This is a genomic window from Streptomyces sp. NPDC107454, from assembly GCF_055582885.1.
Genome location: NZ_JBVJPA010000005.1, coordinates 493,151 through 519,414, shown reverse-complemented (window position 1 = coordinate 519,414; position 26,264 = coordinate 493,151). Strand labels below are relative to the sequence as shown.

23 protein-coding genes are annotated in these 26,264 nt (G+C 69.8%); 12 read left to right on the top strand and 11 right to left on the bottom strand.

The features are described 5' to 3' along the window. Nucleotides 1-117 precede the first annotated feature (117 nt). Together ACZ69M_RS15310 and ACZ69M_RS15305 are read left to right on the top strand one after the other, a co-directional pair. A complete protein-coding gene (locus ACZ69M_RS15310; protein WP_470050060.1) occupies nucleotides 118-792 on the top strand; it encodes a GntR family transcriptional regulator in 675 nt (224 codons plus the stop codon). Further along, the gene (locus ACZ69M_RS15305; RefSeq protein WP_470050058.1) at nucleotides 789-2,093 is read left to right on the top strand and encodes an MFS transporter; all 1,305 of its coding nucleotides are present in this window, start codon (nucleotides 789-791) and stop codon (nucleotides 2,091-2,093) included. The genes ACZ69M_RS15310 and ACZ69M_RS15305 overlap by 4 nt, the downstream gene beginning before the upstream one ends. Nucleotides 2,094-2,163: 70 nt before the next feature. Here the strand turns inward: ACZ69M_RS15305 and ACZ69M_RS15300 are convergent, their stop codons facing one another. Further along, a complete protein-coding gene (locus ACZ69M_RS15300) occupies nucleotides 2,164-2,988 on the bottom strand; it encodes a maleylpyruvate isomerase family mycothiol-dependent enzyme (RefSeq protein ID WP_470050056.1) in 825 nt (274 codons plus the stop codon). Between the two features lie 154 nt (nucleotides 2,989-3,142). Here ACZ69M_RS15300 and ACZ69M_RS15295 point away from each other — a divergent pair, with 154 nt between their 5' ends. Then, nucleotides 3,143-3,937, top strand: a complete 795-nt coding sequence (locus ACZ69M_RS15295; RefSeq protein ID WP_470050055.1) for a carbon-nitrogen family hydrolase — start codon at nucleotides 3,143-3,145, stop codon at nucleotides 3,935-3,937. Between the two features lie 51 nt (nucleotides 3,938-3,988). Here the strand turns inward: ACZ69M_RS15295 and ACZ69M_RS15290 are convergent, their stop codons facing one another. Together ACZ69M_RS15290 and ACZ69M_RS15285 are read right to left on the bottom strand one after the other, a co-directional pair. Then, nucleotides 3,989-4,483 carry an LURP-one-related/scramblase family protein gene (locus ACZ69M_RS15290; RefSeq protein ID WP_470050053.1) on the bottom strand — a complete coding sequence of 165 codons (495 nt, stop codon included), beginning with the start codon at nucleotides 4,481-4,483 and terminating at the stop codon, nucleotides 3,989-3,991. A 100-nt stretch (nucleotides 4,484-4,583) separates the two neighbouring features. Continuing rightward, complete coding sequence (locus ACZ69M_RS15285) at nucleotides 4,584-5,663, bottom strand: GlxA family transcriptional regulator (RefSeq protein WP_470050051.1); 1,080 nt, start codon at nucleotides 5,661-5,663, stop codon at nucleotides 4,584-4,586. A gap of 53 nt (nucleotides 5,664-5,716) precedes the next feature. On the opposite strand from ACZ69M_RS15285, the gene ACZ69M_RS15280 reads away from it, so the two are divergent. Beyond that, nucleotides 5,717-6,109: a cupin domain-containing protein gene (locus ACZ69M_RS15280; protein WP_470050049.1), complete on the top strand. Its 393-nt coding sequence runs from the start codon at nucleotides 5,717-5,719 to the stop codon at nucleotides 6,107-6,109. A 30-nt stretch (nucleotides 6,110-6,139) separates the two neighbouring features. Next, entirely contained in the window at nucleotides 6,140-7,981 is a 1,842-nt protein-coding gene (locus ACZ69M_RS15275; RefSeq protein WP_470050047.1) for a thioredoxin-like domain-containing protein, read from the top strand. Between the two features lie 34 nt (nucleotides 7,982-8,015). Here the strand turns inward: ACZ69M_RS15275 and ACZ69M_RS15270 are convergent, their stop codons facing one another. The 3 genes from ACZ69M_RS15270 to ACZ69M_RS15260 all read right to left on the bottom strand — a co-directional run bounded on the left by ACZ69M_RS15270 (nucleotide 8,016) and on the right by ACZ69M_RS15260 (nucleotide 11,736). After that, nucleotides 8,016-8,249, bottom strand: coding sequence for a hypothetical protein (locus tag ACZ69M_RS15270; RefSeq protein WP_470050046.1), 234 nt, complete (start codon nucleotides 8,247-8,249; stop codon nucleotides 8,016-8,018). Nucleotides 8,250-8,327: 78 nt separating this feature from the next. Then, nucleotides 8,328-9,692 (bottom strand): M18 family aminopeptidase, encoded by a 1,365-nt coding sequence (locus ACZ69M_RS15265; RefSeq protein ID WP_470050044.1) that lies wholly within the window; start codon nucleotides 9,690-9,692, stop codon nucleotides 8,328-8,330. A gap of 217 nt (nucleotides 9,693-9,909) precedes the next feature. Further along, nucleotides 9,910-11,736, bottom strand: coding sequence for an acyl-CoA dehydrogenase (locus tag ACZ69M_RS15260; RefSeq protein WP_470050042.1), 1,827 nt, complete (start codon nucleotides 11,734-11,736; stop codon nucleotides 9,910-9,912). 143 nt (nucleotides 11,737-11,879) lie between these two features. Between ACZ69M_RS15260 and ACZ69M_RS15255 the strand changes: the two genes are divergently transcribed. From ACZ69M_RS15255 to ACZ69M_RS15245, 3 genes are all read left to right on the top strand, one after another. Continuing rightward, nucleotides 11,880-12,353, top strand: a complete 474-nt coding sequence (locus tag ACZ69M_RS15255; RefSeq protein WP_355313815.1) for an SseB family protein — start codon at nucleotides 11,880-11,882, stop codon at nucleotides 12,351-12,353. A 117-nt stretch (nucleotides 12,354-12,470) separates the two neighbouring features. Beyond that, nucleotides 12,471-13,442 carry a pirin family protein gene (locus ACZ69M_RS15250; RefSeq protein ID WP_470050040.1) on the top strand — a complete coding sequence of 324 codons (972 nt, stop codon included), beginning with the start codon at nucleotides 12,471-12,473 and terminating at the stop codon, nucleotides 13,440-13,442. A gap of 168 nt (nucleotides 13,443-13,610) precedes the next feature. Further along, nucleotides 13,611-14,720: an AI-2E family transporter gene (locus ACZ69M_RS15245; protein ID WP_470050038.1), complete on the top strand. Its 1,110-nt coding sequence runs from the start codon at nucleotides 13,611-13,613 to the stop codon at nucleotides 14,718-14,720. On the opposite strand, the gene ACZ69M_RS15240 is transcribed toward ACZ69M_RS15245, so the two are convergent. Next, the gene (locus tag ACZ69M_RS15240) at nucleotides 14,627-16,840 is read right to left on the bottom strand and encodes a SpoIIE family protein phosphatase (protein WP_470050036.1); all 2,214 of its coding nucleotides are present in this window, start codon (nucleotides 16,838-16,840) and stop codon (nucleotides 14,627-14,629) included. The genes ACZ69M_RS15245 and ACZ69M_RS15240 overlap by 94 nt on opposite strands. Nucleotides 16,841-17,013: 173 nt before the next feature. Here ACZ69M_RS15240 and aspS point away from each other — a divergent pair, with 173 nt between their 5' ends. Both aspS and ACZ69M_RS15230 read left to right on the top strand, forming a co-directional pair. Beyond that, entirely contained in the window at nucleotides 17,014-18,777 is a 1,764-nt protein-coding gene (gene aspS, locus ACZ69M_RS15235; protein WP_470050034.1) for an aspartate--tRNA ligase, read from the top strand. Nucleotides 18,778-18,920: 143 nt separating this feature from the next. Beyond that, nucleotides 18,921-19,886, top strand: a complete 966-nt coding sequence (locus ACZ69M_RS15230; protein WP_470050033.1) for an intradiol ring-cleavage dioxygenase — start codon at nucleotides 18,921-18,923, stop codon at nucleotides 19,884-19,886. 89 nt (nucleotides 19,887-19,975) lie between these two features. Here ACZ69M_RS15230 and ACZ69M_RS15225 read toward each other — a convergent pair whose 3' ends face one another. Further along, a complete protein-coding gene (locus ACZ69M_RS15225) occupies nucleotides 19,976-20,611 on the bottom strand; it encodes a DUF7003 family protein (protein ID WP_470050177.1) in 636 nt (211 codons plus the stop codon). 179 nt (nucleotides 20,612-20,790) lie between these two features. Between ACZ69M_RS15225 and ACZ69M_RS15220 the strand changes: the two genes are divergently transcribed. Continuing rightward, the gene (locus ACZ69M_RS15220) at nucleotides 20,791-21,462 is read left to right on the top strand and encodes a hypothetical protein (protein ID WP_470050031.1); all 672 of its coding nucleotides are present in this window, start codon (nucleotides 20,791-20,793) and stop codon (nucleotides 21,460-21,462) included. Nucleotides 21,463-21,465: 3 nt separating this feature from the next. Here ACZ69M_RS15220 and ACZ69M_RS15215 read toward each other — a convergent pair whose 3' ends face one another. Continuing rightward, a complete protein-coding gene (locus tag ACZ69M_RS15215; RefSeq protein ID WP_470050029.1) occupies nucleotides 21,466-22,263 on the bottom strand; it encodes a hypothetical protein in 798 nt (265 codons plus the stop codon). Nucleotides 22,264-22,438: 175 nt separating this feature from the next. Here ACZ69M_RS15215 and ACZ69M_RS15210 point away from each other — a divergent pair, with 175 nt between their 5' ends. Next, nucleotides 22,439-23,785: a pectate lyase family protein gene (locus ACZ69M_RS15210; RefSeq protein WP_470050027.1), complete on the top strand. Its 1,347-nt coding sequence runs from the start codon at nucleotides 22,439-22,441 to the stop codon at nucleotides 23,783-23,785. Between the two features lie 66 nt (nucleotides 23,786-23,851). Here the strand turns inward: ACZ69M_RS15210 and ACZ69M_RS15205 are convergent, their stop codons facing one another. Together ACZ69M_RS15205 and metG are read right to left on the bottom strand one after the other, a co-directional pair. Next, nucleotides 23,852-24,328, bottom strand: a complete 477-nt coding sequence (locus tag ACZ69M_RS15205; RefSeq protein ID WP_470050025.1) for a hypothetical protein — start codon at nucleotides 24,326-24,328, stop codon at nucleotides 23,852-23,854. A gap of 177 nt (nucleotides 24,329-24,505) precedes the next feature. Next, nucleotides 24,506-26,230 carry a methionine--tRNA ligase gene (metG, locus tag ACZ69M_RS15200; protein WP_470050024.1) on the bottom strand — a complete coding sequence of 575 codons (1,725 nt, stop codon included), beginning with the start codon at nucleotides 26,228-26,230 and terminating at the stop codon, nucleotides 24,506-24,508. Between the last annotated feature and the right edge of the window lie 34 nt (nucleotides 26,231-26,264).

Below are 26,264 nucleotides of genomic sequence, written 5' to 3'. Positions count from 1 at the left end.
GCTGGAATTGTGTGACGTGGGTTACGCCGAGGGGCGGGCGTTGACCGCGTGAAGGCTATCGGTCCGCATCCTGGACGACACACGGCCATGCGTACGTGTTGTATCTATGATGTGCGCATGCCTGCCGCGCCGTCCGTGTCCGCTCCGCCCGCCACCAAGCAACCCCCCGCCCCCGACCGCGTCTACGCCCACGTCAAGCGGGGCGTCCTGGAACGCCGTTACGAGGGTGGGACGCTGCTCACCGAGGGCGAGCTCGCCGAGGCCGTGGGGGTCTCGCGCACGCCGGTGCGCGAGGCGTTGCTCCGGCTCGAGGTCGAGGGCCTGATCAAGCTCTACCCGAAGAAGGGCGCGCTCGTCCTGCCCGTCTCCGCGCAGGAGATCGCGGACGTGGTCGAGACACGGCAACTCGTGGAGGAACACTCGGTCCGCAAGGCCGTGCCCGCGTCGCCGCATCTCATCGCGCGCCTGGAGGAACTCCTCGCGCAGCAGAAGGAGCAGGCCGCCGCTGGAGACCTGGCCGGCGCCGCCGTCACCGACCGCTGCTTCCACGCCGAGATCGTCCGCAGCGGCGGCAACGAGATCCTCTCCCGGCTCTACGACCAGTTGCGCGACCGGCAGTTGCGGATGGGCGTCGCCGTCATGCACGCGCACCCCGACCGGATCACCAAGACGCTCACCGAGCACGAGGCGATCCTCGAAGCACTGCGGTCCGGTGACGCGGAGGCGGCGGTCGACATCGTCCACGGTCACGTCAGCTGGTTCTCGAACCTGGCGCGGGGAGAGGTCCGATGAGCTCCCACTCGACCGTCTCGCTCCCCGGAGACCCGCCCGGCGGCCGCCGCGCGATCGGCGTCTGGGGCATCGGCGTCTCCGTCTACTTCGTCGCCGTCATCTTCCGTACCTCGCTGGGAGTGGCCGGGCTCGACGCCGCGGACCGCTTCCATGTGAACGCCTCCGCCCTCTCCACCTTCTCGATCCTGCAACTCCTCGTCTACGCGGGCATGCAGATACCCGTCGGACTGCTGGTCGACGGACTCGGCACCAAGAAGGTGCTGACCATCGGCGTCCTGCTCTTCACCGCGGGCCAGTTGGGCTTCGCGTTCTCCTCCACGTACGGGATGGCGCTGGCCTCGCGCGCGCTGCTGGGCTGCGGGGACGCGATGACGTTCATCAGCGTGCTGCGGCTGGGCACGCGGTGGTTCCCGGCGCGGCGGGGGCCGTTGGTCGCGCAGCTCGCCGGCCTGGTGGGCATGGCGGGCAACCTGGTCTCCACCCTTGTCATCGCGCGGCTGCTGCACGGGGTGGGGTGGACGACGGCGTTCGCGGGCAGCGCGTTCGCCGGAGTCGTCGTCCTCGTACTTCTCCTTCTCTTCCTGAAGGACCACCCCGAGGGACACGAGCCGGAACCGTTCCCGCACCAGGGGGCCGCGTATGTGCGGCGGCAGATCGCGGCGTCGTGGCGGGAGCCCGGTACGCGCCTCGGGATGTGGGTGCACTTCACGACACAGTTCCCGGCGATGGTCTTCCTGCTCCTGTGGGGCATGCCGTTCCTGGTCCAGGCGCAGGGGCTGTCGCGGGCGACGGCCGGTGAACTGCTCACCCTCGTGGTGCTGTCCAACATGTTCGTGGGTCTTGTCTACGGGCAGATCGTCGCCCGGCATCACGCGGCGCGGCTTCCGCTGGCGCTCGGGACGGTGACGGCGACGGCGGTGGTCTGGGCGAGTGCGCTGGCGTATCCCAGTGACCGGGATCCCATGTGGCTGCTGGTCGTGCTGTGCGCGGTGCTCGGGGCGTGCGGACCGGCTTCCATGATCGGCTTCGACTTCGCGCGGCCCGCGAATCCACCGGAGCGCCAGGGCACCGCGTCCGGGATCACCAACATGGGCGGTTTCGTCGCCTCCATGACGACGTTGTTCGCGATCGGCGTGCTGCTGGACGCGACCGGGGACAACTACCGCGTCGCCTTCTCCGCCGTGTTCGCTCTCCAGGCGCTGGGGCTGAGCCAGATCTTCCGGTTGCGGAAGCAGGCGGCGCGCAGGGAGCGTGAGCGGCTCGTGGCCAGCCGCGTGGAGACGGTGCACGTCCCCGCGTAGCGCCCCTTCAGGAGCGCGGGGAACTGCCTGACCAGCAGCCCCCGCCCACCCGCGGTCCGAGAACCCCGCGCTACGGCGTGACCGTGAAGTTCCTCAGGATGGCCGCGGTCAGTTCCGGGTCGCCCTCCGTCTTGATGCGGTCGGAGACGGCGTCGGCCGTGACGCGGCCGCAGGCGAGACGGAAGTACGTCTCCCAGTCGAGGGTGAGGGTGGCGGCAGGGCCGAGAGAGGGGGCGCCGTCTATCGAGCCGCGCCCGTCCGCATCGACCCGCACCGTCCGCAGGAACTCCAGCGGCCCGTGGATGTCGAAGACGACCGCCGAGTTCGCGGGCGCCCCCGCGTCCTTGGCGACGACCTTCGGCAGGGCCCCGAGGAGCTCGTCGCGGACGATGTGCGCGCCGGGAGAGTCGAGGTTGCCGGGCGCCCTGAGGGCCACCCGCAGGTCCTGTTCGTGCACCCACACGTCGAACGCACGCCTGCGCATCGCCTCTTCGAGGGTGATCTCGGTTCCGAGCGGCCCGCGCACCTTGGCGTCCGGCTGTCGCGACTCGTTCCGCAGCTGACGGTTGCGGCGGATGATCGTGTACTCCAGCTCGGAGGTCATCTCCGGCGCCGTGTGGTGGCGGCGCACGTCGACCTGCATCTCCATGTACCGCTGGTGCTCGTTCGTCACGTGGTACAGGTCGCGGGGGAGCGTGTGGATCGGCCGCGGATCGCCCAGCATCTCGCAGTCCAGCCCGATGACATGCGAGACGAGATCCCGCACCGACCAGCCGGGGCAGGGCGTGCGCCGGTTCCACTCACCTTCCACCAGCGGCGACACCAACTCGGATATCGCATCGACGGAGTGGGTCCAGGCGTCGGCGTAGGACTGAAGGTTGGGATGCAGACTCACGGAACGGGACCCCTCGGGCGGTTGGACGCGGGCAGTGCACAGGCAGCGGGTGTCTTGGGACGCTAAGTTACGCTGCTGTGAGGCACCCCGGCAGTGCTTTCGTGTGACGATCGTAGGCCTGTATGGACGGCTCGAATGCCAGGACGGTGGTAGTGTGCGCGCCTCTCTCCTCCAGATCGACGTAAACGACGGCGAATCGGTCGATTCGCGTCGGCGGCGTGTGGCGGCTCTGGTACGAGAACAAGCCGGAGTCGATCTGATCGTGCTGCCGGAGCTGTGGACCACCGGCGCGTTCGCCTACGAGGCGTTCGGCACGGAGGCGGAGTCCCTCGAAGGGCCGACGTTCGAGGTCATGGCGAAGGCGGCGAGCGACGCGGGCACCTGGCTGCACGCCGGGTCGATCCCCGAGCGGGACGCCGACGGCACGCTCTACAACACCTCCCTCGTCTTCACCCCCTCCGGCGACCTGGCCGCCGCCTACCGCAAGATCCACCGCTTCGGCTTCGACAAGGGCGAGGCCGTAATGATGGGCGCGGGCGCCGAACTGGTGACGGTCCGTCTGCCGGAGACCACCCTCGGCATCGCCACCTGCTACGACCTCCGCTTCCCCGAACTCTTCCGCGGGCTCGTCGACGCAGGCGCCGAGACCCTCGTCCTCTCGGCCGGCTGGCCCGAGCGGCGGCGCTCCCACTGGACGCTGCTCGCCCAGGCCCGCGCGGTCGAGAACCAGGCGTTCGTTCTTGCCTGTGGAACGGCCGGCACGCACGCGGGCGTTCCCCAGGCCGGTCACTCGATCGTGGTCGATCCGTGGGGGGAGGTCCTGGCGGAGGCCGGGGCCGGGGAGCAGGCGCTCACGGTGGACTTCGACCCGGGGAAGGTCGCGACCACGCGGGAGCAGTTCCCGGCGCTGAAGGACCGGATGCTGGGACTGACGGCACCGCGCCGCTGAGTCAGTACTCGTTCCCGGTCTTCCGGCCCCTCCTCACCTCGCTCCGTCGAGTCAGTCCTCGCCCCGCTCCTTCTCCGCCAGGTGGATCACACACACCGCCACCGCGATCAGCAGCGCGGGGTCCGCGTCCTCGCGGACGACGTCGACGCCGTACGTCTCCCGTACGTGCAGCCAACGGCGCGAGATCACCGCCAGCAGCTCACCCTCGTACTCGACGGCGAACTCGCGGTCGAGGATCTTGCCGCTGACGTCGAGTTCCGTCCCGTCCACCAGGGACACCCGGTAGTGGTTGCGGAGCAGGGACAGCCGCTTGCGTCTGATCGTCGCCAGCGGTTCCCCGTCCCGCCCGATCACCATCGTGTCCCGCAGGGCGAACATCTTCTGGTGGATGTCGATGAGGACACGCCCGCGGGTGTCCTTCAGCTCGAAGGTGTCCCGCAGTCGCATCGCCTTGCCGTCGACGAGGAACACCTTGCTGCCGTGGTCGTCCTCGATCCAGTAGTCGTCACCGAAGCCGAGGAGCCGGTCGCGTACGAGGAATCTCATACCGTTACCGCTTCCCGGGATCCGCAAGATCATCACGCCTTCACCCCCTCCGAAGGCGGTGTCCGAGGCCTGGGGGAAACAGGCCGGATCCCAGGCCACTTCACAGCCCGGTCCCGCTCCGCCCTCCTGCGGCCGGAAGACCCGCGCCCGGCTCCTTCCTCACGAAGGGGCCGGCTGCCACCGCTTCTCCAGGGGTCGGCCCGAACCGCCGCCGGTACGCCGACGGGCTCAGCCCGGTCTCCCGCCGCAGCCGTGCCCGTAGATTGGCCGCCGTGCCCAGGCCGCTCCGCTCGGCCACGACGTCCAGCCGCTCCTCTCCCCGCTCGATCAACCGGCAGGCGACGGCGACGCGTTCCCCGGTGAGCCAGGCCAGTGGCGTGGTGCCCAACTGGGTTCGGAAACGCCGGTGGAGCGTGGCGGGGGAGACGGCCGCGTGGGCCGCGAGGCCGGCCACCGTCAGCGGCTCGCCCAGCCGTTCCTGCGCCCACGCGAGCAGCGGACCGAGCGACTCGTCCGGCACGTCGGGCACCGGCCGCTCCACGAACTGCCGCTGACCTCCGTCCCGGTGCGCCGCGAACACGAGCCGTCGGCTGACCGCGTTGGCGATCTCGGCGCCGTGGTCGCGACGGATCAGATGCAGCCCGAGGTCGAGCGCCGCCGCGCTCCCCGCTGCCGTGAGGATGTCGCCGTCGTCCACGAAGAGGACGTCCGGCTCCAGCAGGACCTTGGGGTGCAGGCTGCGGAACTGGTCGGCCCAGCGCCAGTGGGTGGTGGCCCGGCGGCCGTCGAGCAGCCCAGCCTCCGCGAGAGCGAAGCTGCCGGTGCAGAAGCTGACGATCCGGGTGCCGCGCGCATGGGCGTGCCGGACGGCGTCGAGGACGGCGGGGGTGCGGGGTACGACGTTGTCGGGGCGGCCGGGCACGATCAGCGTGTCCGCGCCCTCCACGGCGTCGAGCCCGGGCGTGCCGGTCATCACGAAGAAGCCGTGGTTCATCCGGACGCCCGGGACCGGGGTGCACAGCGTCAGCTCGTACAACGGGTCGGGCAGGCCCAGTTCGGGCCGGGGCAGCCCGAACAGTTCGGTGGCCACGCCCACCTCGAACGGATTGGTGGACTCGTCGACGATCACGACCACCCGGTGCGTCCTGGCTCGCTCAGGCTGAGAGGATCCTTGCGCCATATGCGATTTCTAGCACTCGTGCGGCTGCCGGGCCACTGCGGAGGATGACCGGTATGAGCAGCGAACCCATCTCCCTCGCCACCGCCCTCGCCTCCTTCTCCGACCTCTGGAGCCCCCGTATCGTCACCGCCGTCAACGACTACGACGTGCGCATCGCCAAGGTCGAGGGCGAGCACGTGTGGCACGTGCACGACCACACGGACGAGTTCTTCCTGGTCCTGGAGGGCGAGCTGACCATCGCGCTCCGGGAGACGGCGGGCGAGCGGACCGTCGTCCTCCCCCAGGGCTCCGTCTTCACCGTCCCCCGCGGCACCGAACACAAGCCGACCGCCCCGGCCGGCGCCGCGATCCTGCTCTTCGAGCCCACCGGAACCATGACCGTCGGCGACCGCCACGACGAGATCCCGGACCACGTGGACGCCACCACGGGACACGCGCTGGACTGACTGTCGGTGGCGGGTGGCACCCTTGTTTCCATGAACGACTCCGCCCCGACCGCTTCCTCGGCACGCACCCCCCGTCGCGTCCGAGTCCGTGCCCCCGAGCTGATCGGCAAGGGCGGCTGGCTGAACACGGGAGACAAGCAGTACACCCTCGCCGACCTGCGAGGACGCATTGTCATCCTCGATTTTTGGACCTTCTGCTGCATCAACTGTCTGCATGTCCTGGACGAGCTGCGGGAGCTGGAGGAGAAGCATCGGGACACGGTGGTGATCATCGGGGTGCACTCGCCGAAGTTCGTGCACGAGGCCGAGCACCAGGCGGTCGTGGACGCGGTGGAGCGGTACGGGGTCGAGCACCCGGTGCTCGACGATCCCGAGCTCGCGACCTGGAAGCAGTACGCCGTGCGTGCCTGGCCGACGCTCGTCGTGATCGACCCCGAGGGGTACGTGGTCGCGCAGCACGCCGGTGAGGGGCACGCGCACGCGATCGCCCGCCTGGTGGAGGAGCTGGAGGCCGAGCACGCGGCCAAGGGGACGCTGCGCCGCGGCGACGGGCCGTACGTGGCGCCCGAGCCCGAGCCCACGGCGCTCCGCTTCCCCGGCAAGGCCCTCGCCCTGCCGAGCGGGAACCTCCTGGTCAGCGACACGACCCGGCACCAGCTCGTCGAGCTGGCGGACGACGGGGAGAGCGTCGTACGGCGGATCGGCTCCGGGGTGCGGGGATTCGTGGACGGGTCGGCCGGGGAGGCCGGGTTCAGCGAGCCGCAGGGGCTGGCGCTGCTCGACGACGGTTCGGTCGTCGTCGCGGACACCGTGAACCACGCGCTGCGCCGCCTCGACCTCGTGACCGGCGAGGTCAGCACTCTCGCGGGGACGGGACGCCAGTGGTGGCAGGGCTCGCCGACGTCCGGCCCGGCGCGCGAGGTGGACCTGTCCTCGCCGTGGGACGTGGCGCTGTTCGGCGGGAAGGTCTGGATCGCCATGGCCGGGGTGCACCAGCTGTGGGCGTACGACCCCGAGGGCGCCACCGTCGGGGTCGCCGCCGGCACGACGAACGAGGGGCTCGTGGACGGGCCGGGGGCCGAGGCCTGGTTCGCGCAGCCCTCCGGGCTCGCCGCCACCGCCGACCGGCTCTGGCTCGCCGACTCCGAGACGAGCGCCCTGCGCTGGGTGGACCTCGACGGGACCGTGCACACCGCCGTCGGCACCGGGCTGTTCGACTTCGGGCACCGGGACGGAGCCGCCGAACAGGCCCTGCTCCAGCACCCGTTGGGTGTCACGGCCCTCCCCGACGGCTCGGTCGCGGTCAGCGACACGTACAACCACGCACTGCGCCGCTACGACCCCGCGACGGGCGAGGTGACCACGCTGGTGACCGACTTGAGGGAGCCCAGCGACGCGGTTCTCGTCGGGGACGACATCGTGGTCGTGGAGTCGGCGCGGCACCGGCTGACCCGGCTGCGGCTCCCCGAGGAGGCCGTGCGGGTGGAGTCGGTGGCCCACCGCACTCAGCGCGCGGCGACCGAAGTCGCTCCGGGAGGGCTCCGGCTGGACGTCGTCTTCCAGGCCCCGACGGGCCAGAAGCTGGACATGCGCTACGGGCCGTCCACCCGGCTGCTCGTGTCCTCGACCCCGCCCGAGCTGCTGCTCACGGGCGAGGGCGCGGGAACCGACCTCTTCCGCGCCCTGGAGCTGAACCCGGCGGTCACGGAGGGCGTTCTGCACGTCTCCGCGATGGCGGCGTCCTGCGACGACGACCCCGCGAACGAGTACCCGGCCTGCCATGTCCACCAGCAGGACTGGGGCGTGCCGGTCCGCCTCACCGACGGCGGCGCGGACCGGCTGCCGCTGGTGCTGGCGGGCATGGCCGACTGACCGCCCTGCCCGTCCCCTGCTTCCGCAGCGTTGGCTACACGCCGTAGCCGCCCCGGTGGTGCCGCTCCTCCTCGATCACCGGGGTGCTGGGCGGCACGACCACCCGGCGCCTCCTGGCGATGCTGCTGAACGTCACCACGCCGATCAGCCCGACGATCATGAAGATGAGACCGACCAGGTCGAGGTTGACCCCCTTCATGTGCCAGTCGGTCGCGAAGGTGAGGACCGCCCCCGCTGCGATCAGGATGATGCATCCGCCCAGGCTCATGGGTGTCGCCTCCTTGTCACCAACTCGGCTTCTCTCAGGCCCGGTCCGGGTACCCGGCGGCGCGCCGGGCATGCGGAACTAACCTTCCAGGAACGCCACCAGCGCGTTGGCCAGCAGGAACGGGTCGTCAGCGCCGCAGAGTTCGCGGGCGCTGTGCATCGAGAGGATGGCCACGCCGATGTCGACGGTCCTGATGCCGTGGCGGGCCGCGGTGATCGGGCCGATGGTGGTGCCGCAGGGCATCGAGTTGTTGGAGACGAAGGACTGGAAGGGCACGCCGGCCTTCGCGCAGGCGGCGGCGAAGATGGCACGGCCCGAACCGTCCGTGGCGTAGCGGTTGTTGACGTTCACCTTGAGGATGGGGCCGCCGCCCGCGCGCGGGTGGTGCGTCGGGTCGTGCCGCTCCGCGTAGTTGGGGTGGACGGCGTGGCCGGTGTCGGAGGAGAGGCAGATGGTGCCCGCGAAGGCGCGCGCCCGGTCCTCGTACGAGCCGCCGCGTGCGAACACCGAGCGTTCCAGCACGCCGCCGAGCAGCGGACCGTCGGCGCCGGTGTCGCTCTGCGAGCCGTTCTCCTCGTGATCGAAGGCCGCGAGGACGGGGATGTACGAGAGCCCCGAACCGGAACCCGAGCCGGAACCGGAATCCGAACCGGAGGGGGAACCGGAACCGGAGCCGGAAGATGAGCCCTCGCCCGTCGCCGCCGCGATCAGCGCCGCCGTACCGGCGTGCAGGGACAGCAGGTTGTCCATGCGCGGTCCGGCCACCAGCTCCTTGTCGCGGCCCAGGTACGCGGGCCGCTCGACGGAGTGGGTCATCAGGTCCCAGCCGGCGACCTCACCCGCCGGCAGCCCCGACTCCTCCTCCAGGAAGGCGATCAGATCGCCCTCGCCGGGGTCGCCCAGACCCCAGACGGGCTGCAGATGACGCTGCTTGTCGAGCTTGAGGCCGTCGGTGGAGACGGAACGGTCGAGGTGCACGGCGAGCTGGGGCACGCGCAGCAGGGGCCGGTCGATGTTCACCAGACGCGAGGAGCCGTCCTTCAGCGTCAGCCGTCCCGCAAGGCCCAGGTCCCGGTCCAGCCAGGAGTTCAGCAGCGGGCCGCCGTAGATCTCCACCGCGACCTGGCGCCAGCCGTGCGCCCCGCTGTCCGGCTGCGGCTTCACCCGCAGATTGGGGGAGTCGGTGTGCGCGCCCACGATCCGGAACGGGGTGTGCGGCTCGGCACCCTCGGGCACGTACCAGGCGACGATCGCGCCGCCGCGCAGCACGTACTTGCCGCCGCTCGTCCCCTCCCAGGCATCGGTCTCGGCGACCTGACGGAATCCGGCCTTCTCCAGCCGCTCGGCGGCGTTCGCCACGGCGTGGTACGGCGTCGGGCTTGCCGCCAGAAAGGTCATGAGGTCGTCGGTGTGGCCGCGATCGAAGCGGGCGCTTGTGCTCATGGGTTCACCTTAACGACGCCCGCGGGCCCGCTCCCGGCGATGAGGACGGCCCCTCGTAAGGGGGATGTGAAGGACGGACATCTGGTTGGAGGGGCGGATTCCGGCATACGAGGAGTGGGCTGCCGCGTGCCTCTGTGGCCGCATACGGCGGCGGCCCGCCCCCGGAGATTCGCTCCGGGAACGGGCCGCCGACGGCGATGCCCTCAGGCCACGAGGATCAGAACGCCGCCTCGTCCAGCTCCATCAGGTCCAGGTCCACGCCCTCGGCGAGCTTGCGGGCGCCGGTGACGCCGGGCAGGACGTTGGCGGCGAAGAACTTCGCCGCGGCGATCTTGCCGGTGTAGAAGGGCCTGTCCTTCGCCGAGGCCGTCTCCAGCTTCTCGGTGGCCACGGCGGCACCGCGCAGCAGCAGGTAGCCGACGACCACGTCGCCGGAGGCCAGCAGCAGGCGGGTGGTGTTGAGGCCCACCTTGTAGATGTTCTTGACGTCCTGCTCGGTGGCCGCCAGGTCCGTGAGCATGAGGCCGACGATGGCCTCCAGCTCGACGGCCGCCTTGGCGAGCTGCTCGCGGGCCGCGGACAGGTCCTCGCCGCCCGTGCCGAGCGCCAGGAACTTCTTGATGTCCTCGGCGAGGGAGTTCAGCGCCGCGCCCTGGTTGCGGACGATCTTCCGGAAGAAGAAGTCCTGGCCCTGGATCGCGGTGGTGCCCTCGTACAGGGTGTCGATCTTGGCGTCGCGGATGTACTGCTCGATCGGGTACTCCTGCAGGAAGCCGGAGCCGCCGAAGGTCTGCAGCGACTGGGCGAGCTGCTCGTAGCCCTTCTCGGAGCCGTAGCCCTTCACGATCGGCAGGAGCAGGTCGTTGAGGGCCTCCAGGGCGGCGGCGTCCTCGCCGGCGGCCTCCTTGACCTGGATCTCGTCCTGGATCGCGGCGGTGTGCAGCACCAGGGCGCGCATGCCCTCGGCGTACGCCTTCTGCGTCATCAGCGAGCGGCGCACGTCGGGGTGGTGCGTGATGGTGACCTTGGGCGCGGTCTTGTCCATGAAGTTCGCGAGGTCGGGACCCTGGACGCGCTCCTTGGCGTACTCAAGGGCGTTCAGGTAACCCGTCGACAGGGTCGAGATCGCCTTCGTGCCGACCATCATGCGGGCGAACTCGATGATCCGGAACATCTGGCGGATGCCGTCGTGCTTGTCGCCGATCAGCCAGCCCTTGGCGGGGTGGCGGTCGCCGAAGGTCATCTCGCAGGTGTTGGACGCCTTGAGGCCCATCTTGTGCTCGACGTTCGTCGCGTACGCGCCGTTGCGCTCGCCCAGCTCGCCGGTCTCGAAGTCGAACTCGTACTTCGGGACGAGGAAGAGGGACAGGCCCTTGGTGCCGGGGCCGGCGCCCTCGGGACGGGCGAGCACGTAGTGGAGGATGTTCTCCGACATGTCGTGCTCACCGGACGTGATGAAGCGCTTCACGCCCTCGATGTGCCAGGAGCCGTCCTCCTGCTGGACCGCCTTGGTGCGGCCCGCGCCCACGTCCGAGCCGGCGTCCGGCTCGGTGAGCACCATGGTGGAGCCCCACTGCTTGTCGACGGCGATCTTCGCGATGTGCTTCTGGACCTCGGTGCCCTCCTCGAAGAGGATGCCCGCGAAGGCGGGGCCGGAGGAGTACATCCAGACCGCCGGGTTGGCGCCGAGGATCAGCTCCGCGTACGCCCAGATCAGGGAGCGGGGCGAGGTGGTGCCGCCGAGCTCCTCGGGCAGGCCCAGGCGCCAGTACTCGGAGTCCATGAAGGCCTTGTACGACTTCTTGAAGGATGCCGGTACGGGAGCCGTGTTGGTCTCCGGGTCGAAGACCGGCGGGTTGCGGTCGGCGTCCGCGAAGGAGTCCGCCAGCTCGTTCTCCGAGAGACGGGCCAGCTCGTCGAGGACGCTCTTGGCGGTGTCGACGTCCATCTCCGCGAACGGTCCGGTGCCGTACAGCTTGTCGCGCCCGAGCACCTCGAAGAGGTTGAACTCGATGTCGCGGAGATTCGACTTGTAGTGCCCCATGGCGACGGCTCCGTAAGGGATCGGGGAGGTGGAGGTACTCGCAGCCTCGTTACACGTACTGGCAAGTAGCTACGATGATGCTACCCGTCGGTAATAAGAATCAACCCCCGATGGCCCATATGTGGCCGACTACTCTTTGACCCATGTACGGATACGGCCATGACGCGACTGGTGGTGCCGCCCAGCAGCAGTACGCCCCGCCGCAGCAGCAGATGCCCGGCGGTTACGGCCAGCAGCCGCCGCTCTATCCCGAGCCGTCCCCGCCCTCTCTGGCGGACGCGGTGCGGGCGTTCACCACGGGATCGATGTCCGCGGAGGACTTCCAGCAGGTCTTCGCGACGTCGAAGGTCTACTGCCCGCGTGGCGACAACCCCGGATTCCTGGCGCTGCACAACACCCAGCAGCCGGTCATCCCGATGTTCACCTCGCTCAAGGAGCTGCGCCGGTACGCCGGCAAGGAGTCCAAGTACTTCGTGATCACCGGCGCCGAGGTGATCGACCTGCTCCCCACCGGCTACGGCTTCGTCCTCGACATGGAGGGGGAGCACCGTATGGTCTTCGACGCGAAGGCCGTGGAGCAGATGGTGGACTTCGCCATGCGCCGTATGTACGGGTAGCGCCCGCTCCTCTACGACAGTCCGGACGCCCGGAGGGAATGCCCTCCGGGCGTCCGTCGTTGTGGGTGGCAGAAAGTTCAACAATCAACTAAACTCGAAGCACAAGGAGGTACCGACATGCCTGCAGTGACCGTCGAGAACCCGCTGACCCTGCCCCGTGTGGTCGCGCCGGCCGACGCCGTGGACCGTCCCGTGCTCACCGTGACGACCGCGCCCAGCGGCTTCGAGGGCGAGGGTTTCCCCGTTCGCCGTGCGTTCGCCGGGATCAACTACCGCCACCTCGACCCGTTCATCATGATGGACCAGATGGGCGAGGTGGAGTACGCGCCGGGCGAGCCCAAGGGCACCCCCTGGCACCCCCACCGCGGCTTCGAGACCGTGACGTACATCATCGACGGCATCTTCGACCACCAGGACTCCAACGGTGGTGGCGGCACCATCACCAACGGCGACACCCAGTGGATGACGGCGGGCGCCGGCCTCCTGCACATCGAGGCCCCGCCGGAGTCGCTCGTCATGTCCGGCGGCCTCTTCCACGGCCTCCAGCTGTGGGTGAACCTCCCGGCCAAGGACAAGATGATGGCCCCGCGGTACCAGGACATCCGCGGCGGCTCGGTCCAGCTGCTGAGCACCCCCGACGGCGGCGCGCTGCTGCGCGTCATCGCCGGTGAGCTCGACGGCCACCAGGGTCCGGGCGTCACGCACACGCCGATCACCATGGTCCACGCGACCCTGGCGCCCGGCGCCGAGATGACCCTCCCGTGGCGCGAGGACTTCAACGGTCTCGCGTACGTCCTCGCCGGACGCGGCAGCGTCGGTACGGGCCGTCGGCCGGTCCACACCGGCCAGACCGCCGTCTTCGGCGCGGGCGGCTCGCTGACCGTCCGCGCGGACGAGAAGCAGGACGCGAACACGCCGGACCTCGAGGTCGTCCTGCTCGGCGGACAGCCGATCCGCGAGCCCATGGCCCACTACGGCCCCTTCGTGATGAACACCCGCGAGGAGCTGCAGCAGGCCTTCGAGGACTTCCAGAAGGGCCGTCTGGGCACCGTTCCGGCGGTGCACGGAATGTCCGAGGGCGGGATGTAATCCCTTCCCGGGCCCCTTCCGGCCTTCCTCCGCCCGACCACGAAAGGCCCCGTCCCCACCCCGGACGGGGCCTTTCGCCCGTCGGGCGGGCCTCTCGCGCTGACGCCGTGTCACCCGGCCGGGCCGTCCCGGCGGGACGGCCCGGCTCTCGCGTGGTCGGGTGGAAGCGTGCAGCTACTCCCCGAGGGCGCCCGGCGGCTGGCCGCCTGGTGCGCCGTGATCCTGCTCGTCGCCGGTGTGGCGTGGGTCGGGATCCGGCTGTGCGGGGAGTTCCGTACGGCGATCGTGCCCGTGCTGCTCGCGCTCCTCGGCACCGCGCTGCTCGGGCCGATGTACCGGCGGCTGGTGCACGTCGGGGTCAACCGGTCGCTCGCCGCGGGGCTCACCTGTGTCGCGGTGGTCGTGGTCGTCGGCGGCGCCGTCTACATCGTGGTCGCCGCGCTCATCGACACCGGGGACCAGATCATCGCCTCCCTCAGGCTGGCCGCGCGGTCCGTCGCCCAGCACTTCGGTGCGGCGGGCACCTCGCTCGACGACCTCGCCGCCAACGCCAAGGAACTGCTGACCAAGTTCGGCGGAACGGCCGCGTCCAACGTCATCAGCGGCGTGAGCGTGGTGGGCGAGTCCATCGCCATGGCCGTACTGGCCCTGCTGCTCGTCTTCTTCTTCCTCCGCGACTCCCACCGCACCGCCGGGCTGCTGCGCTCGCTGGCGCCGCGCGGCACCGCGGACACGGTGGAGGCCATGGCCCGCCGCGCCTTCGGCGCCGTCCAAGGCTTCATGCGCGGGACCACGGTGATCGCCCTGATCGACGCCCTGTGCATCACGATCGGCCTGCTGATCCTGCGCGTCCCGGGCGCGGCCGGGCTCGGTGCGCTGGTCTTCGTGGGGGCGTTCATCCCCTACCTCGGCGCGTTCCTCTCCGGCGCGGTGGCCGTGCTGGTCGCGCTCGCCGACCGGGGGTTCGTGATCGCGCTGTGGGCGCTCGGGGTCGTGCTCGCCGTGCAGGTCCTCGAAGGGCATGTGCTGCAGCCGATGATCCAGAGCCGGACCGTGCAGATGCACCCGGCGGTGGTCATGCTGACGATCACGGCGGGCGCGTCCGTCGCAGGCATCCTGGGCATGCTGCTCGCCGTACCGCTGACGGCCGCCGGGTTCGGGGTCCTCGCGGAGCTACGGACCCACTACGAGTCGGCCTCCCCGCCCCCACCGGCCCCTCCGCCCCCACCGGCCTCCCCGTCTCCACCAGCCTCCCCGTCTCCACCAGACACCTCGTAGAACTCGAACCAGATGCTCTTGCCCTCGCCCCGGGGGTCGACGCCCCAGGCGTCGGCGAGGAATTCCACGAGCATCAGCCCGCGTCCGGAGGACGCCAGTTCGCCAGGGTGCCGGCGGTGCGGCAGGTCGTCGCTGGCGTCGGTGACCTCGACCCGCATCCGGCGGTCGTCCGCACCACCGGTCACCTCGGCGACGAGCAGCGCGTCGGTGTCGGTGTGGACGAGGACGTTGGTGAGCATCTCGGAGACGAGGAGGACCGCCGAGTCGCGCTGGTCGTCGGAGGCCCAGTCGTGCAGCATCTCGCGCAGCTGCTGGCGGGCCCCCGAGATCCGCTCGGGCTCGGCCTGCGCCACGGTCAGCGCCGTGCGTCGCACCGAGGGTGAGAGCGGGGCCTCGACCGTGTCGCCGTCCCCGTTGCCCTGCCGGCTCAGCAGCAGCACGGCTATGTCGTCCTCGCGCCGGTCGGCCAGCGGCCCCGGGGTGTGGTGCGAGGAGGGCCCGTGCACACCCTGGACCAGCGCGTCGGCGAGCTCCTCCATGCCGCCGTCGTGGGACTCCAGGATGTGGCGGATACGCCGCCACCCGGTGTCGAGGTCGTGGCCGCCGGTCTCGATCAGCCCGTCGGTGCACAGCAGCATGGTCTCGCCGGGTTCGAGGGCGAGCCGGGTCGTGGGGTAGTCGGCGTCCGGGTCGATGCCGAGCGGCAGTCCGCCCGCCGTGGGCCGTATCAGCACCGTCCCGTCCGCCATGCGTATCGCGGGGTCCGGGTGCCCCGCACGGGCGAAGTCCAGGATGCCGGTCGCCGGGTCCACCTCGACGTACAGGCAGGTCGCGAAGCGCGGGTCCGAGGTGTTGCCGCCGCTCTCGCCGGTGGAGCCGTACGTCACCGAGTCCGTGATCCCGCACAGAAACCGTGAGGCCCGGGAGAGGACCGCGTCGGGCCGGTGGCCCTCGGAGGCGTACGCGCGCAGGGCGATACGGAGCTGGCCCATCAGCCCGGCGGCGCGCACGTCGTGGCCCTGGACGTCCCCGATGACCAGGGCGAAGCGGCCGCTCGGCAGCGGGATCACGTCGTACCAGTCGCCGCCGACCTGGAGGCCGCCGCCGGTGGGGACATAGCGTGCGGCCACTCCCATGCCCGGCATCTGCGGGCCGAGGGTGGGCATCATCGAGCGCTGCAGGCCGTCGGTGAGCTCCCGCTCCGTCTCGGCGGCCACGGCCCGGGAGAGGGCCTGCGCGAGCATCCGGGCCACGGTCGTCAGCACGGAACGCTCGTCGGGCGTGAAGCTGACGGGATAGGTGAAGGCCGCCATCCACGCGCCCATCGTGCGCCCGGCGACGGTCAGCGGCAGAAAGGCCCAGGACTCCCGCCCGAAGTGTTCGGCGAGCGGCCAGGAGACCGGATAGCGCTCCTTGTAGTCCTTGGGGGAGGAGAGATAGACGGCGCGACCCGTGCGGACCACCTCGGCGGCCGGGTAGTCGGTGGCCAGGGACATATGGGTGAAGGGGCCCTCGTCTCCCGGCTTCTGCCCGTGGTGGCCGACGACGGTGAGCCGGTCCCCGTCCACGCCGAAGACGGCCAGCCCGTCCGGTGTGAACCCTGGCATCGACAGGCCCGCCGCGACCCGCAGTACCTCGGCCGTGGACCGCGCCTCGGCCAGCGCCCGCCCCGCGTCCAGCAGGAACGCCTCGCGAGAGCGGCGCCAGTCACCGGTGAGCGGGGTGCGCGCGGCGATGGCCCCCGAGGTCTCGGTGACCTCCTGGAGGGTGCCGAACAGCACGAACTCCCCGGTCTCGGGGTCGACGCTCGGCCTGGAGCGGCTGCGCACGGTACGGATCACCCGCCCGTGCTCGTCCATGATCCGCAGCCGGACCTCGGCGAGCGTGTCCTCGGCGACGGCGAGCTGTACGACGCTGACGACCTCGTTCCAGTCGGCCGGGTGGAACCGGGAGCGCACGGCCACCTCGGTGACCGTCGTCCTTGCCGCGGGCAACCCTAGGAGCCGGGCGGCCTCGGCGTCGATGGTGACCTGCCCGTGTGCGTTGTCCCAGCGCCACACGCCGGTCGCAAGGGCGGCCAGTACGTCCCCCACGGCGGGCAGGGGCTCACCAGTGCGCATTGACCCACTCTATGAAGAGGTGATCGGAAGGTGCCACCGAGAGTATTCGGGGCGGTGATCTTTGGGCGGCCGGTACCCTTGGGGGATCCGGGCGTCGGCCCGGAAGTTTCACGTGAAACAGACCCAAGCTCATGTGAAACAGACTCCGATCCGCGAAGACTGGATGAACGACGATGCATCGGTACAGGTCCCACACCTGCGGCGAGCTCCGCGCCTCTGACGTCGGCAGCGACGTCCGGCTGAGCGGCTGGCTGCACAATCGCCGAGACCTGGGCGGCATCCTCTTCATCGATCTGCGCGATCACTACGGCATCACGCAGCTCGTCGCCCGCCCCGGTACGCCCGCCTACGAGGCCCTCGACAAGGTCTCCAAGGAGTCGACGGTCCGCGTCGACGGCAAGGTCGTCTCGCGTGGCGCCGAGAACGTCAACCCGGACCTGCCCACCGGCGAGATCGAGGTCGAGGTGAGCGAGGTCGAGCTGCTCGGCGCCGCCGCCCCGCTGCCGTTCACGATCAACGCCGAGGACGGCGTCAACGAGGAGCGGCGCCTGGAGTACCGCTTCCTCGACCTGCGCCGCGAGCGCATGCACCGCAACATCCTGCTGCGTACGGCAGTGATCTCCGCGATCCGTCACAAGATGACGGCGCTGGGCTTCAACGAGATGGCGACCCCGATCCTCAGCGCCACCTCCCCCGAGGGCGCGCGCGACTTCGTGGTCCCCTCCCGTCTGAACCCGGGCAAGTTCTACGCCCTGCCGCAGGCGCCGCAGCAGTTCAAGCAGCTGCTGATGATTTCCGGCTTCGACCGCTACTTCCAGATCGCGCCCTGCTTCCGCGACGAGGACGCGCGCGCGGACCGCTCGCCGGGCGAGTTCTACCAGCTCGACGTGGAGATGTCCTTCGTCGAGCAGGAGGACGTCTTCCAGCCCATCGAGAAGCTGATGACGGAGCTGTTCGAGGATTTCGGCGGTGGCCGTCATGTCACCTCCCCCTTCCCGCGCATCCCGTTCCGCGAGGCGATGCTGAAGTACGGCTCCGACAAGCCGGACCTGCGCGCCCAGCTGGAACTGGTCGACATCACCGACATCTTCGAGGGCTCGGAGTTCAAGGCCTTCGCCGGCAAGCACGTACGCGCCCTGCCGGTGCCGGACGTCGCCGGTCAGACCCGGAAGTTCTTCGACGGCCTCGGCGACTACGCGGTCGAGCAGGGCGCGAAGGGCCTGGCCTGGGTCCGCGTGGGTGAGGACGGCTCGCTGACGGGCCCGATCGCCAAGTTCCTCACCGAGGACAACGTCGCCGAGCTGACCAAGCGCCTCTCCCTGGCCCCCGGTCACGCGGTGTTCTTCGGCGCGGGCGAGTTCGACGAGGTCTCGAAGATCATGGGCGCGGTGCGGGTCGAGGCCGCGAAGCGCTCGGGCAACTTCGAGGAGAACGTCTTCCGGTTCTGCTGGATCGTCGACTTCCCGATGTACGAGAAGGACGAGGACACCGGGAAGATCGACTTCTCGCACAACCCGTTCTCGATGCCCCAGGGCGGCCTGGAGGCCCTGGAGTCCCAGGACCCGCTGGACATCCTGGGCTGGCAGTACGACATCGTCTGCAACGGCGTCGAGCTGTCCTCCGGCGCGATCCGCAACCACGAGCCCGAGATCATGCTCAAGGCCTTCGAGATCGCGGGCTACGACCGTGACACCGTCGAGGAGCAGTTCGCCGGCATGCTGCGCGCCTTCCGCTTCGGCGCCCCGCCGCACGGCGGGATCGCCCCGGGCGTCGACCGCATCGTCATGCTCCTCGCGGACGAGCCGAACATCCGCGAGACGATCGCGTTCCCGCTCAACGGCAACGCGCAGGACCTGATGATGGGCGCGCCGACGGAGCTGGACGAGACCCGTCTGCGGGAGCTGCACCTCTCGGTGCGCAAGCCCCAGCCGAAGTAGTCCTCGCAGGGGCATTTCCAGGTACCCCTCCCTGCCTCAGTGGCCCGGAACCGCCGCCGGTTCCGGGCCACTTTTGCGTGTCCACGCAAAACCACAGTCCGCACCCATGTTGCTGACAGGCGGGGTCCCTAGCGTCCCTGCACATGACTGAGAAACAAGCACCGGCGCACAAGCGGGACATGACGCGACGTAAAGTCGTCGTCGCAGGTGGCGCGGCTGTCGCGGCCGTGGGCGTGGGCGGCGGACTCGCCGTGAACGCGTTCGCGGGCGAGACGACGGACGCCTCTGCCTCTGCCTCTGCCTCCGCCACGGCGTCGGAGACGTGCTACACCCTCACCTCGGAGACCACTGAGGGCCCTTACTACATCGACGCGGACAAGATCCGTCAGAACATCACCGAGGGCAAGGAGGGCATTCCGATGACCCTCGAACTCAAAGTGATCGACGCTGACACCTGTAAGCCCGTGAAGAACGCGGCGGTCGACATCTGGCACTGCACCGCTCTGGGTGTCTACTCCGGCTACGAGGCGATGGGCAGCGGCGGTGGCGGTGGCGGCGGCACCCCGCCCTCCGGCGCCCCGACCGACGCCCCCTCGGGCACGCCCACGGGTGAGCCCCCGTCCGGCGGGCCCTCCGGCGGTACGGGTGGCGGCCACTCGGAGCCGACCGACGACGAGCGCTATCTCCGGGGCACCTGGAAGACGGACAAGCGCGGTTATGTGACCTTCAAGACGATCTTCCCGGGCTGGTACCAGGGCCGCGCCGTCCACATCCACACGAAAGTGCACGTGGACGGCACCTGGACCGACGCGGGCTACGAGGGCGGGCACACCTGCCACACGGGCCAGTTCTTCTTCGACGAGAAGTCGGTGCTGGCGTCGGCGAAGGTCTCCCCGTACTCCACCAACACCACCACGCGCACCACGCTCACCGAGGACACGATCTACCCCCAGAACGGCCACACGGGCGGCCTTCTGTACCTCAAGTACGACAAGAAGAACATCGCGAAGGGAGTCCGCGCGCACCTGACGATGGGCGTGGCCCCGGACGAGACGCACGACAGCACGGACACGCAGCCGAGCACGTCGGCGTCGCCCTCGGCGAGCTGACCCACCGGCTCGCTCGACCCGGGCCCGGAACTCCACTGGTTCCGGGCCCTTTCGGGTCGTACGGCTTCCGCTGCGCGGGCTTGCGAGCCCTAGAGCGTTCCGGCGTCGGGCCAGTGGGTCCAGTGGGTGTTGGGTGGGAGGGTTGGGCGGTATCGGGCCGGATCCGAGGAGCTCAGCACCTCTGCGATCAGCCGGAAGGTCTCGTGCGTACTGGGCACGGCGTTCCAGAGGTCTTCCGGCTGGTGCCATGTGTCGAGCCGCAGCAGTACGGGCAGGTCGGCGGGGAGGTCGGCCCGCAGTTCCGTCTCGTCGGCCAGGAGAAGCGCCTTGTTCCTCTCGGCGAGCAGGCGGAACACGTCCACCAGCGGGGTGCCCGCGGCGGCGTCGACGGTGAGTGCCGTTCCGCGGACGACCACGGGAACCCCTCCGACGTAGACCTCCGCGCCGTTGGGATCGATCTCCTCCATGTTGTCCACTCGGTCCAGGAACTCGCCGAGCCCGGGCTCGCTGCGCGTCAGGCAGTTGCCAAAGCGGTGCATGACGTCGATGAGGTTGCCGCCGCGCGGGTTGTAGCCCAGCAGTTCGGCGACCATGGCCCAGCGGGTGGTGTCGCCGAACAGATGGATCCGCGCGTCGACCGGGTAGTAGTAGCCGTTGTCGAGATCGGGGAACGCCGCCTTGCCCGCGCAGAGGTCGAACTGTCCGAGGATCGACGAGGTGGTCATCACGGGCTCAGGCTAGGGAACGCGGTGCGCGCCGATGGGGCCGGGACCGCGTCCGGGGAGGTTCACCGTCGACGCACAGGCGGTTCGGCGCGGGTGCACAGTGGCTGGGCGTGTGATGGGCGGAGGCGGGTGAGGTCACCTCGCGCCGTACCGGAACACCGCAAGCGCCGGAGGAAGCCATGGGAGTCGTGCTGGTCGCAGTGCTGCTGATCGTCGGAGCGGTGGCCGCGGTCGCCTACCAGCGGCGGCTGTCGCAGCCGTTCGGCGCGGTGTCCGACCTGGACGCGGAGGCGGAGGCCCACCGGTGGGTGGAGCGGCTCGGCGGGAGCCTGTCCACGCTCGACGCGCGGGGCAACGTGACGGCGGCGCAGGCGCTGACCGACGCCGCCGAGCGCCACCGGGCCGCGCAGGGGCAGCTGGTCACGGCTCGCTCCGGCGCGCAGTACGCGATGGCCTCGCAGACGGCCCTGGAGGGCCTGCACTACATCCGCGCCGCCCGCACCTCGCTGGGCCTCGACCCCGGCCCCGCCCTGCCCGACCTGGGCACGGGCGCGATCACCGCCCGGGACGGCCGCGTCACGATCGACGGCCGGACCTACGCGGCCTCGCCCCGCCCCGGTGACGCGACGCCGTACTACTACCCTGGCGGGGTCGTGAGCGGCCGGCAGATGCCGGGCGGTTGGTACAGCGCCCCCTGGTGGAAGACGGCCCTGGTCGCCGGCGCGGCCGGAGCCGGCGGGGTGATCCTGGCCGACGCCCTCCTCGACGGCCTCCGCCGCCCGCACGGGGGCGGCCCGACGAGCGGGCCTGGCGGGCTGGGAGGCCTGGGGGACTTCGGCGGACGCTTCTGAAGGTCAGGCGGAGGTCTCGTTCTGGTTGCCTTCAGCCTGACCGTCTTCGTTCTCGACGAACAGGTCCTCGGCCGTGGTGGCGGTCAGGGACCGGTCGAACCAGAGCATGAGGGTGTCGAGGTCGGTGCACGAGGTGACGCGTTCCCGGATGTCCTCGGGGACGTCGACACCATGCTTGTCCAGCACGCGCAGAATCAGCGTGGCTCGGTCCTTGGCCTCGCCCTTGGCCTCGCCTTTGGCCTCGCCCTCCAGGTACTTCTCCTCGATGAGGGTTCCCTGGCCCGGGTAGTAACTGCCGACCGGCATGTGCAGCTCCCTCCACTTTGCCCTGGCCGGGGTGTTCGCCAGGGCGATCTCCATTGTCTCGAACCAGTACGCCAGAGTGTCGTTGTCGAACGACCGCCATCCGTCGGCCACCGCGTTCAGTATGGCGGCGCTTCTCCTGCTGTCGCTGTGAACGATGGCCGAGAGCACCGCGAGCCCCGGCCGCCGGGCCGCGGCCGACGGGTCCGTGATCTCCGGAACGGTCTGGGGACCGAGTACGAACGGGCGCGTGGCCTGTGTCGTCCATGGGCCCACGCCGCACTCGAAGGGTCCGGCCGCCCAGTCCGCGGTGGGGCGGTCCCGGCACACGGCCACGAGCAGTACCGGCAGGTCGTACGTCGCGCGCAGATAGGCGACGTAGTACGCCCAGTTCGTCGCCTTGTCCGGGTCCCGTTTGGTCTGGGCCTCGATGGCGAGCAGATAGTGCTCCCCCTCGGGGGGCTTGGGTCGAGCGTTCGGCCGACAGGACAGGATCACTCTTTCGGGGGTCGACGAAACGTTTACGCCGCCGCGGTCGGTTCGCATTGCCCGGCGAGTTGAGAAAAGACCGGCAACCTTTCCGATTTCCGCGGCCACTGATGAGTCAGAAGCGTCGTTCAGCGGGGCTTCGCGCACTACGACACGTGCTCCACCACCACGTAAGGACTCATCCGTGGCATCCCCCTCGCACCGCAGGTCCCTCCGCAAGCGTCGCGCCGTCATCGTCTCCGCCGCCGCCGTCACGGCCGCGGGCCTCGGCGCCGTCGCGTTCGTGATGAATGCGAACGCGGGTACGGTCGACCTCGCGCACCAGGTGCTGCCCGCCAAGGACGGCTGGGCGGCATCCGGAACCGGGACGACCGGCGGCTCGCAGGCCGACTCCTCGCACGTCTACACCGTCAGCACCCGCGCCCAGCTCGTGAAGGCACTGGGCAGCAGCTCCCATTCCACCCCGAAGATCATTCAGGTCAAGGGTGTCATCGACGCCAACACCGACGACTCGGGCAAGAAGCTGACCTGCGCCGACTACTCCGCCGGTACGGGATATTCACTGGCCGCCTATCTGAAGGCCTACGACCCCGCCACCTACGGCCGCTCCAAGCTGCCCTCCGGCACGCAGGAGAAGGCCCGCGACGCCGCGCAGCAGAAGCAGGCGAAGAACATCGTCTTCAAGGTGCCCGCCAACACCACCGTCGTGGGTGTGCCGGGCACCAAGGCCGGGATCACCGGTGGCAGTCTGCAGGTGCAGAGCGTCGACAACGTCATCATCCGCAATCTGACCTTCTCCGCCACCGAGGACTGCTTCCCGCAGTGGGACCCGACCGACGGCGACAGCGGTAACTGGAACTCCCAGTACGACGCCGTCACCCTGCGCGGGGCGACGCACGTGTGGGCCGACCACAACACTTTCACCGACGCGTCGCACTTCGACAGCGCCAACCCGAAGTACTACGGCCGCGAGTACCAGATCCACGACGGTGACCTCGACATCACCAAGGGCTCGGACCTGGTGACCGTCGAGCGCAACCAGTTCACCAACCACGACAAGACCATGCTGATCGGCAGCAGCGACACCGACAGCGTCGGCAAGCTGCGCGTCTCCATCCACCACAACGTGTGGAAGGGGATCGTCCAGCGGGCTCCTCTGACCCGGATCGGGCAGGTGCACATCTACAACAACTACTTCGACACCACGACCGTCAACGGGTACGCGCCCCTCTACAGCATCAACTCCCGCGCCAAGGCCCAGGTCGTCGCCGAGGACAACTACTGGAAGGTCCCGACGGGCGGGAAGATCTCCAAGCTGCTCAGTGGCGACGGCACCGGCTCGATCGCGGGCGGCGGCAACCTCGTCAACGGCACCTCGACCGACCTCGTCGCCGCCTACAACGCCGCGAACTCGAAGAAGCTGAAGACGACGGTGAACTGGACGCCGACCCTGAACGCCGGGATCCAGTCCTCCGCGAAGAACCTGCCGACCGAGCTGGCCACCACCACCGGTGCGGTCCTGACCTCGTAGGGGACGGCAAGGGCGCCCGGGGCCGGAAGGCTCCGGGCGCCCGGTCCTCGGACGCTGCCGCGCGGCTCAGGTGTCGTACTGGCCGTCCCACGGCTCGGCGAACGCGAGACGGTCCGGGTAGAGCTCGGCCCAGGCCTCCTCCTCGTCCTCCCTGATCACCAGGCCGAACAGGACGCCGTCGACGGTGCGTTGGAAGGGACGGACCGCGATGTCCGTGTAGGAGCGGCGAGGCAGGCTCCGCAGGAGTTTCGCCAGATGGGCCCTGGCCCGGGAGAGCACCGAGTCCGGTCCGTCCGGCGCCAGTTGCTGTTCGGCCCAGGTGCCCGCGCACCAGATCTCCGAGTCGCGGTAGCGGCCCTCGGCGTCGAAGGTGTGCAACACCGTGTAGAGGCGTTTGTGCTGTTCCCAGCCATCGTCGGGACGGTAGCCCTCGGGGAAGGCATAGGTGATCGACGCCAGGAACTGGCCGTCCGCGTAGCGACCGATGCTCTCGGTGCGGGACTTCGGCTCGTAGGCGATCGGGACGACCGGAGGGACTGCCATGGCGAAACCATACGGGTGGTCAAGAGCATGTCACCAGCGGGGTCGGTTTCCGGCCGAGGAGTGAGACGGAGGGGGATACGAAGGGGGATACGAAGGGGGAGGGGACAGGGGTGCGGCGGGCGGGGAAAGAGCGGGGCCCGGCACCTTTTCGGTGCCGGGCCCCGCTCTACGCCGTCACTACTCCGGTGCGCCGCCGAAGCGCTCCTTGTACGACTCCAGGTCCTCGTCCGTGATCTTGGCGAACAGGACCGGGGGAACCGTGAAGGGGGTGCCCGCGGGGACGGAGGACAGGGACCTCGCCTCGTCCGCCGAAACCCACGCCGCCGTGTCGTCCGTCAGCGCGAACGCCGAGCGCATCGCGCGGGAGGACGCGGGGATGAAGGGCTCCGAGACCACCGAGTAGAGGTGGATCAGGTTCATCGCCGTGCGCAGGGTCAGGGCCGCGCCGTCGGGGTCGGTCTTGATCTCCAGCCAGGGGGCCTTCTCCTCCAGGTAGGAGTTGCCCGCCGACCACAGGGCGCGCAGCGCCGCCGCGGCCTTGCGGAACTGGAGGGCCTCCATCTGGGTCTCGTACTCGGCCAGCAGGCCCGCGATCTCCTCGCCGAGCTTCGCCTCCGCCTCGCCCGCCTCGGTGCCCGCCGGGACCTCCTCGCCGAAGCGCTTCTTGGAGAAGGACAGGACGCGGTTGACGAAGTTGCCGAGGGTGTCGGCCAGGTCCTTGTTCACCGTGGCGGTGAAGTGCTCCCAGGTGAAGGACGAGTCGTCCGACTCGGGGGCGTTGGCGATCAGGAAGTAACGCCAGTAGTCCGCGGGCAGGATGTCCAGCGCGTGGTCGGTGAAGACGCCACGCTTCTGGGACGTGGAGAACTTCCCGCCGTAGTACGTCAGCCAGTTGAAGGCCTTGACGTAGTCGACCTTCTTCCACGGTTCGCGCACGCCCAGCTCGGTGGCCGGGAACATGACGGTGTGGAAGGGGACGTTGTCCTTCGCCATGAACTCCGTGTAGCGGACCGGGTTCTCGCCGGAGTCCGCCTCGTACCACCAGGACTTCCAGTCGCGGTTCTCCGGATCCTGGTCCGCCCACTCCTTCGTCGCCCCGATGTACTCGATCGGCGCGTCGAACCAGACGTAGAAGACCTTGCCCTCCGCCGCCAGCTCCGGCCAGGTGTCGGCCGGGACCGGGACGCCCCAGTCCAGGTCACGGGTGATCGCCCGGTCGTGCAGGCCCTCCGTCAGCCACTTGCGGGCGATGGAGGAGGCGAGCTGCGGCCACTCGTGCTCGTGACGCGCCACCCACTCCGAGACCTCGCTCTGGAGCTTCGACTGGAGGAGGAAGAGGTGCTTGGTCTCGCGGACCTCCAGGTCCGTCGAGCCGGAGATCGCCGAACGCGGGTTGATCAGGTCCGTGGGGTCGAGGACGCGCGTGCAGTTCTCGCACTGGTCGCCGCGGGCCTTGTCGTAGCCGCAGTGGGGGCAGGTGCCCTCCACATAGCGGTCCGGGAGGAAGCGGCCGTCCGTCGGGGAGTACACCTGGCGGATCGCGCGCTCCTCGATGAAGCCGTTCTCGTTCAGGCGGCGCGCGAAGTGCTGGGTGATCTCGCGGTTCCGCGGGCTGGAGCTGCGGCCGAAGTAGTCGAAGGCCAGCTCGAAGCCGTCGTACACCGCCTTCTGCGCGTCGTGCGCCTGTGCGCAGAACTCGTCGACCGGCAGACCCTGCTCCTTGGCCGCCAGCTCGGCCGGGGTGCCGTGCTCGTCCGTCGCGCAGATGTAGAGGACGTCGTGGCCGCGCTGGCGGAGGTACCGGGAGTACACGTCCGCCGGGAGCATGGACCCCACCATGTTGCCCAGGTGCTTGATCCCGTTGATGTACGGAAGGGCGCTGGTGATGAGGTGTCGAGCCATCGCGGCTGCTCCCAAGTCGTTACGTGTCGTTACG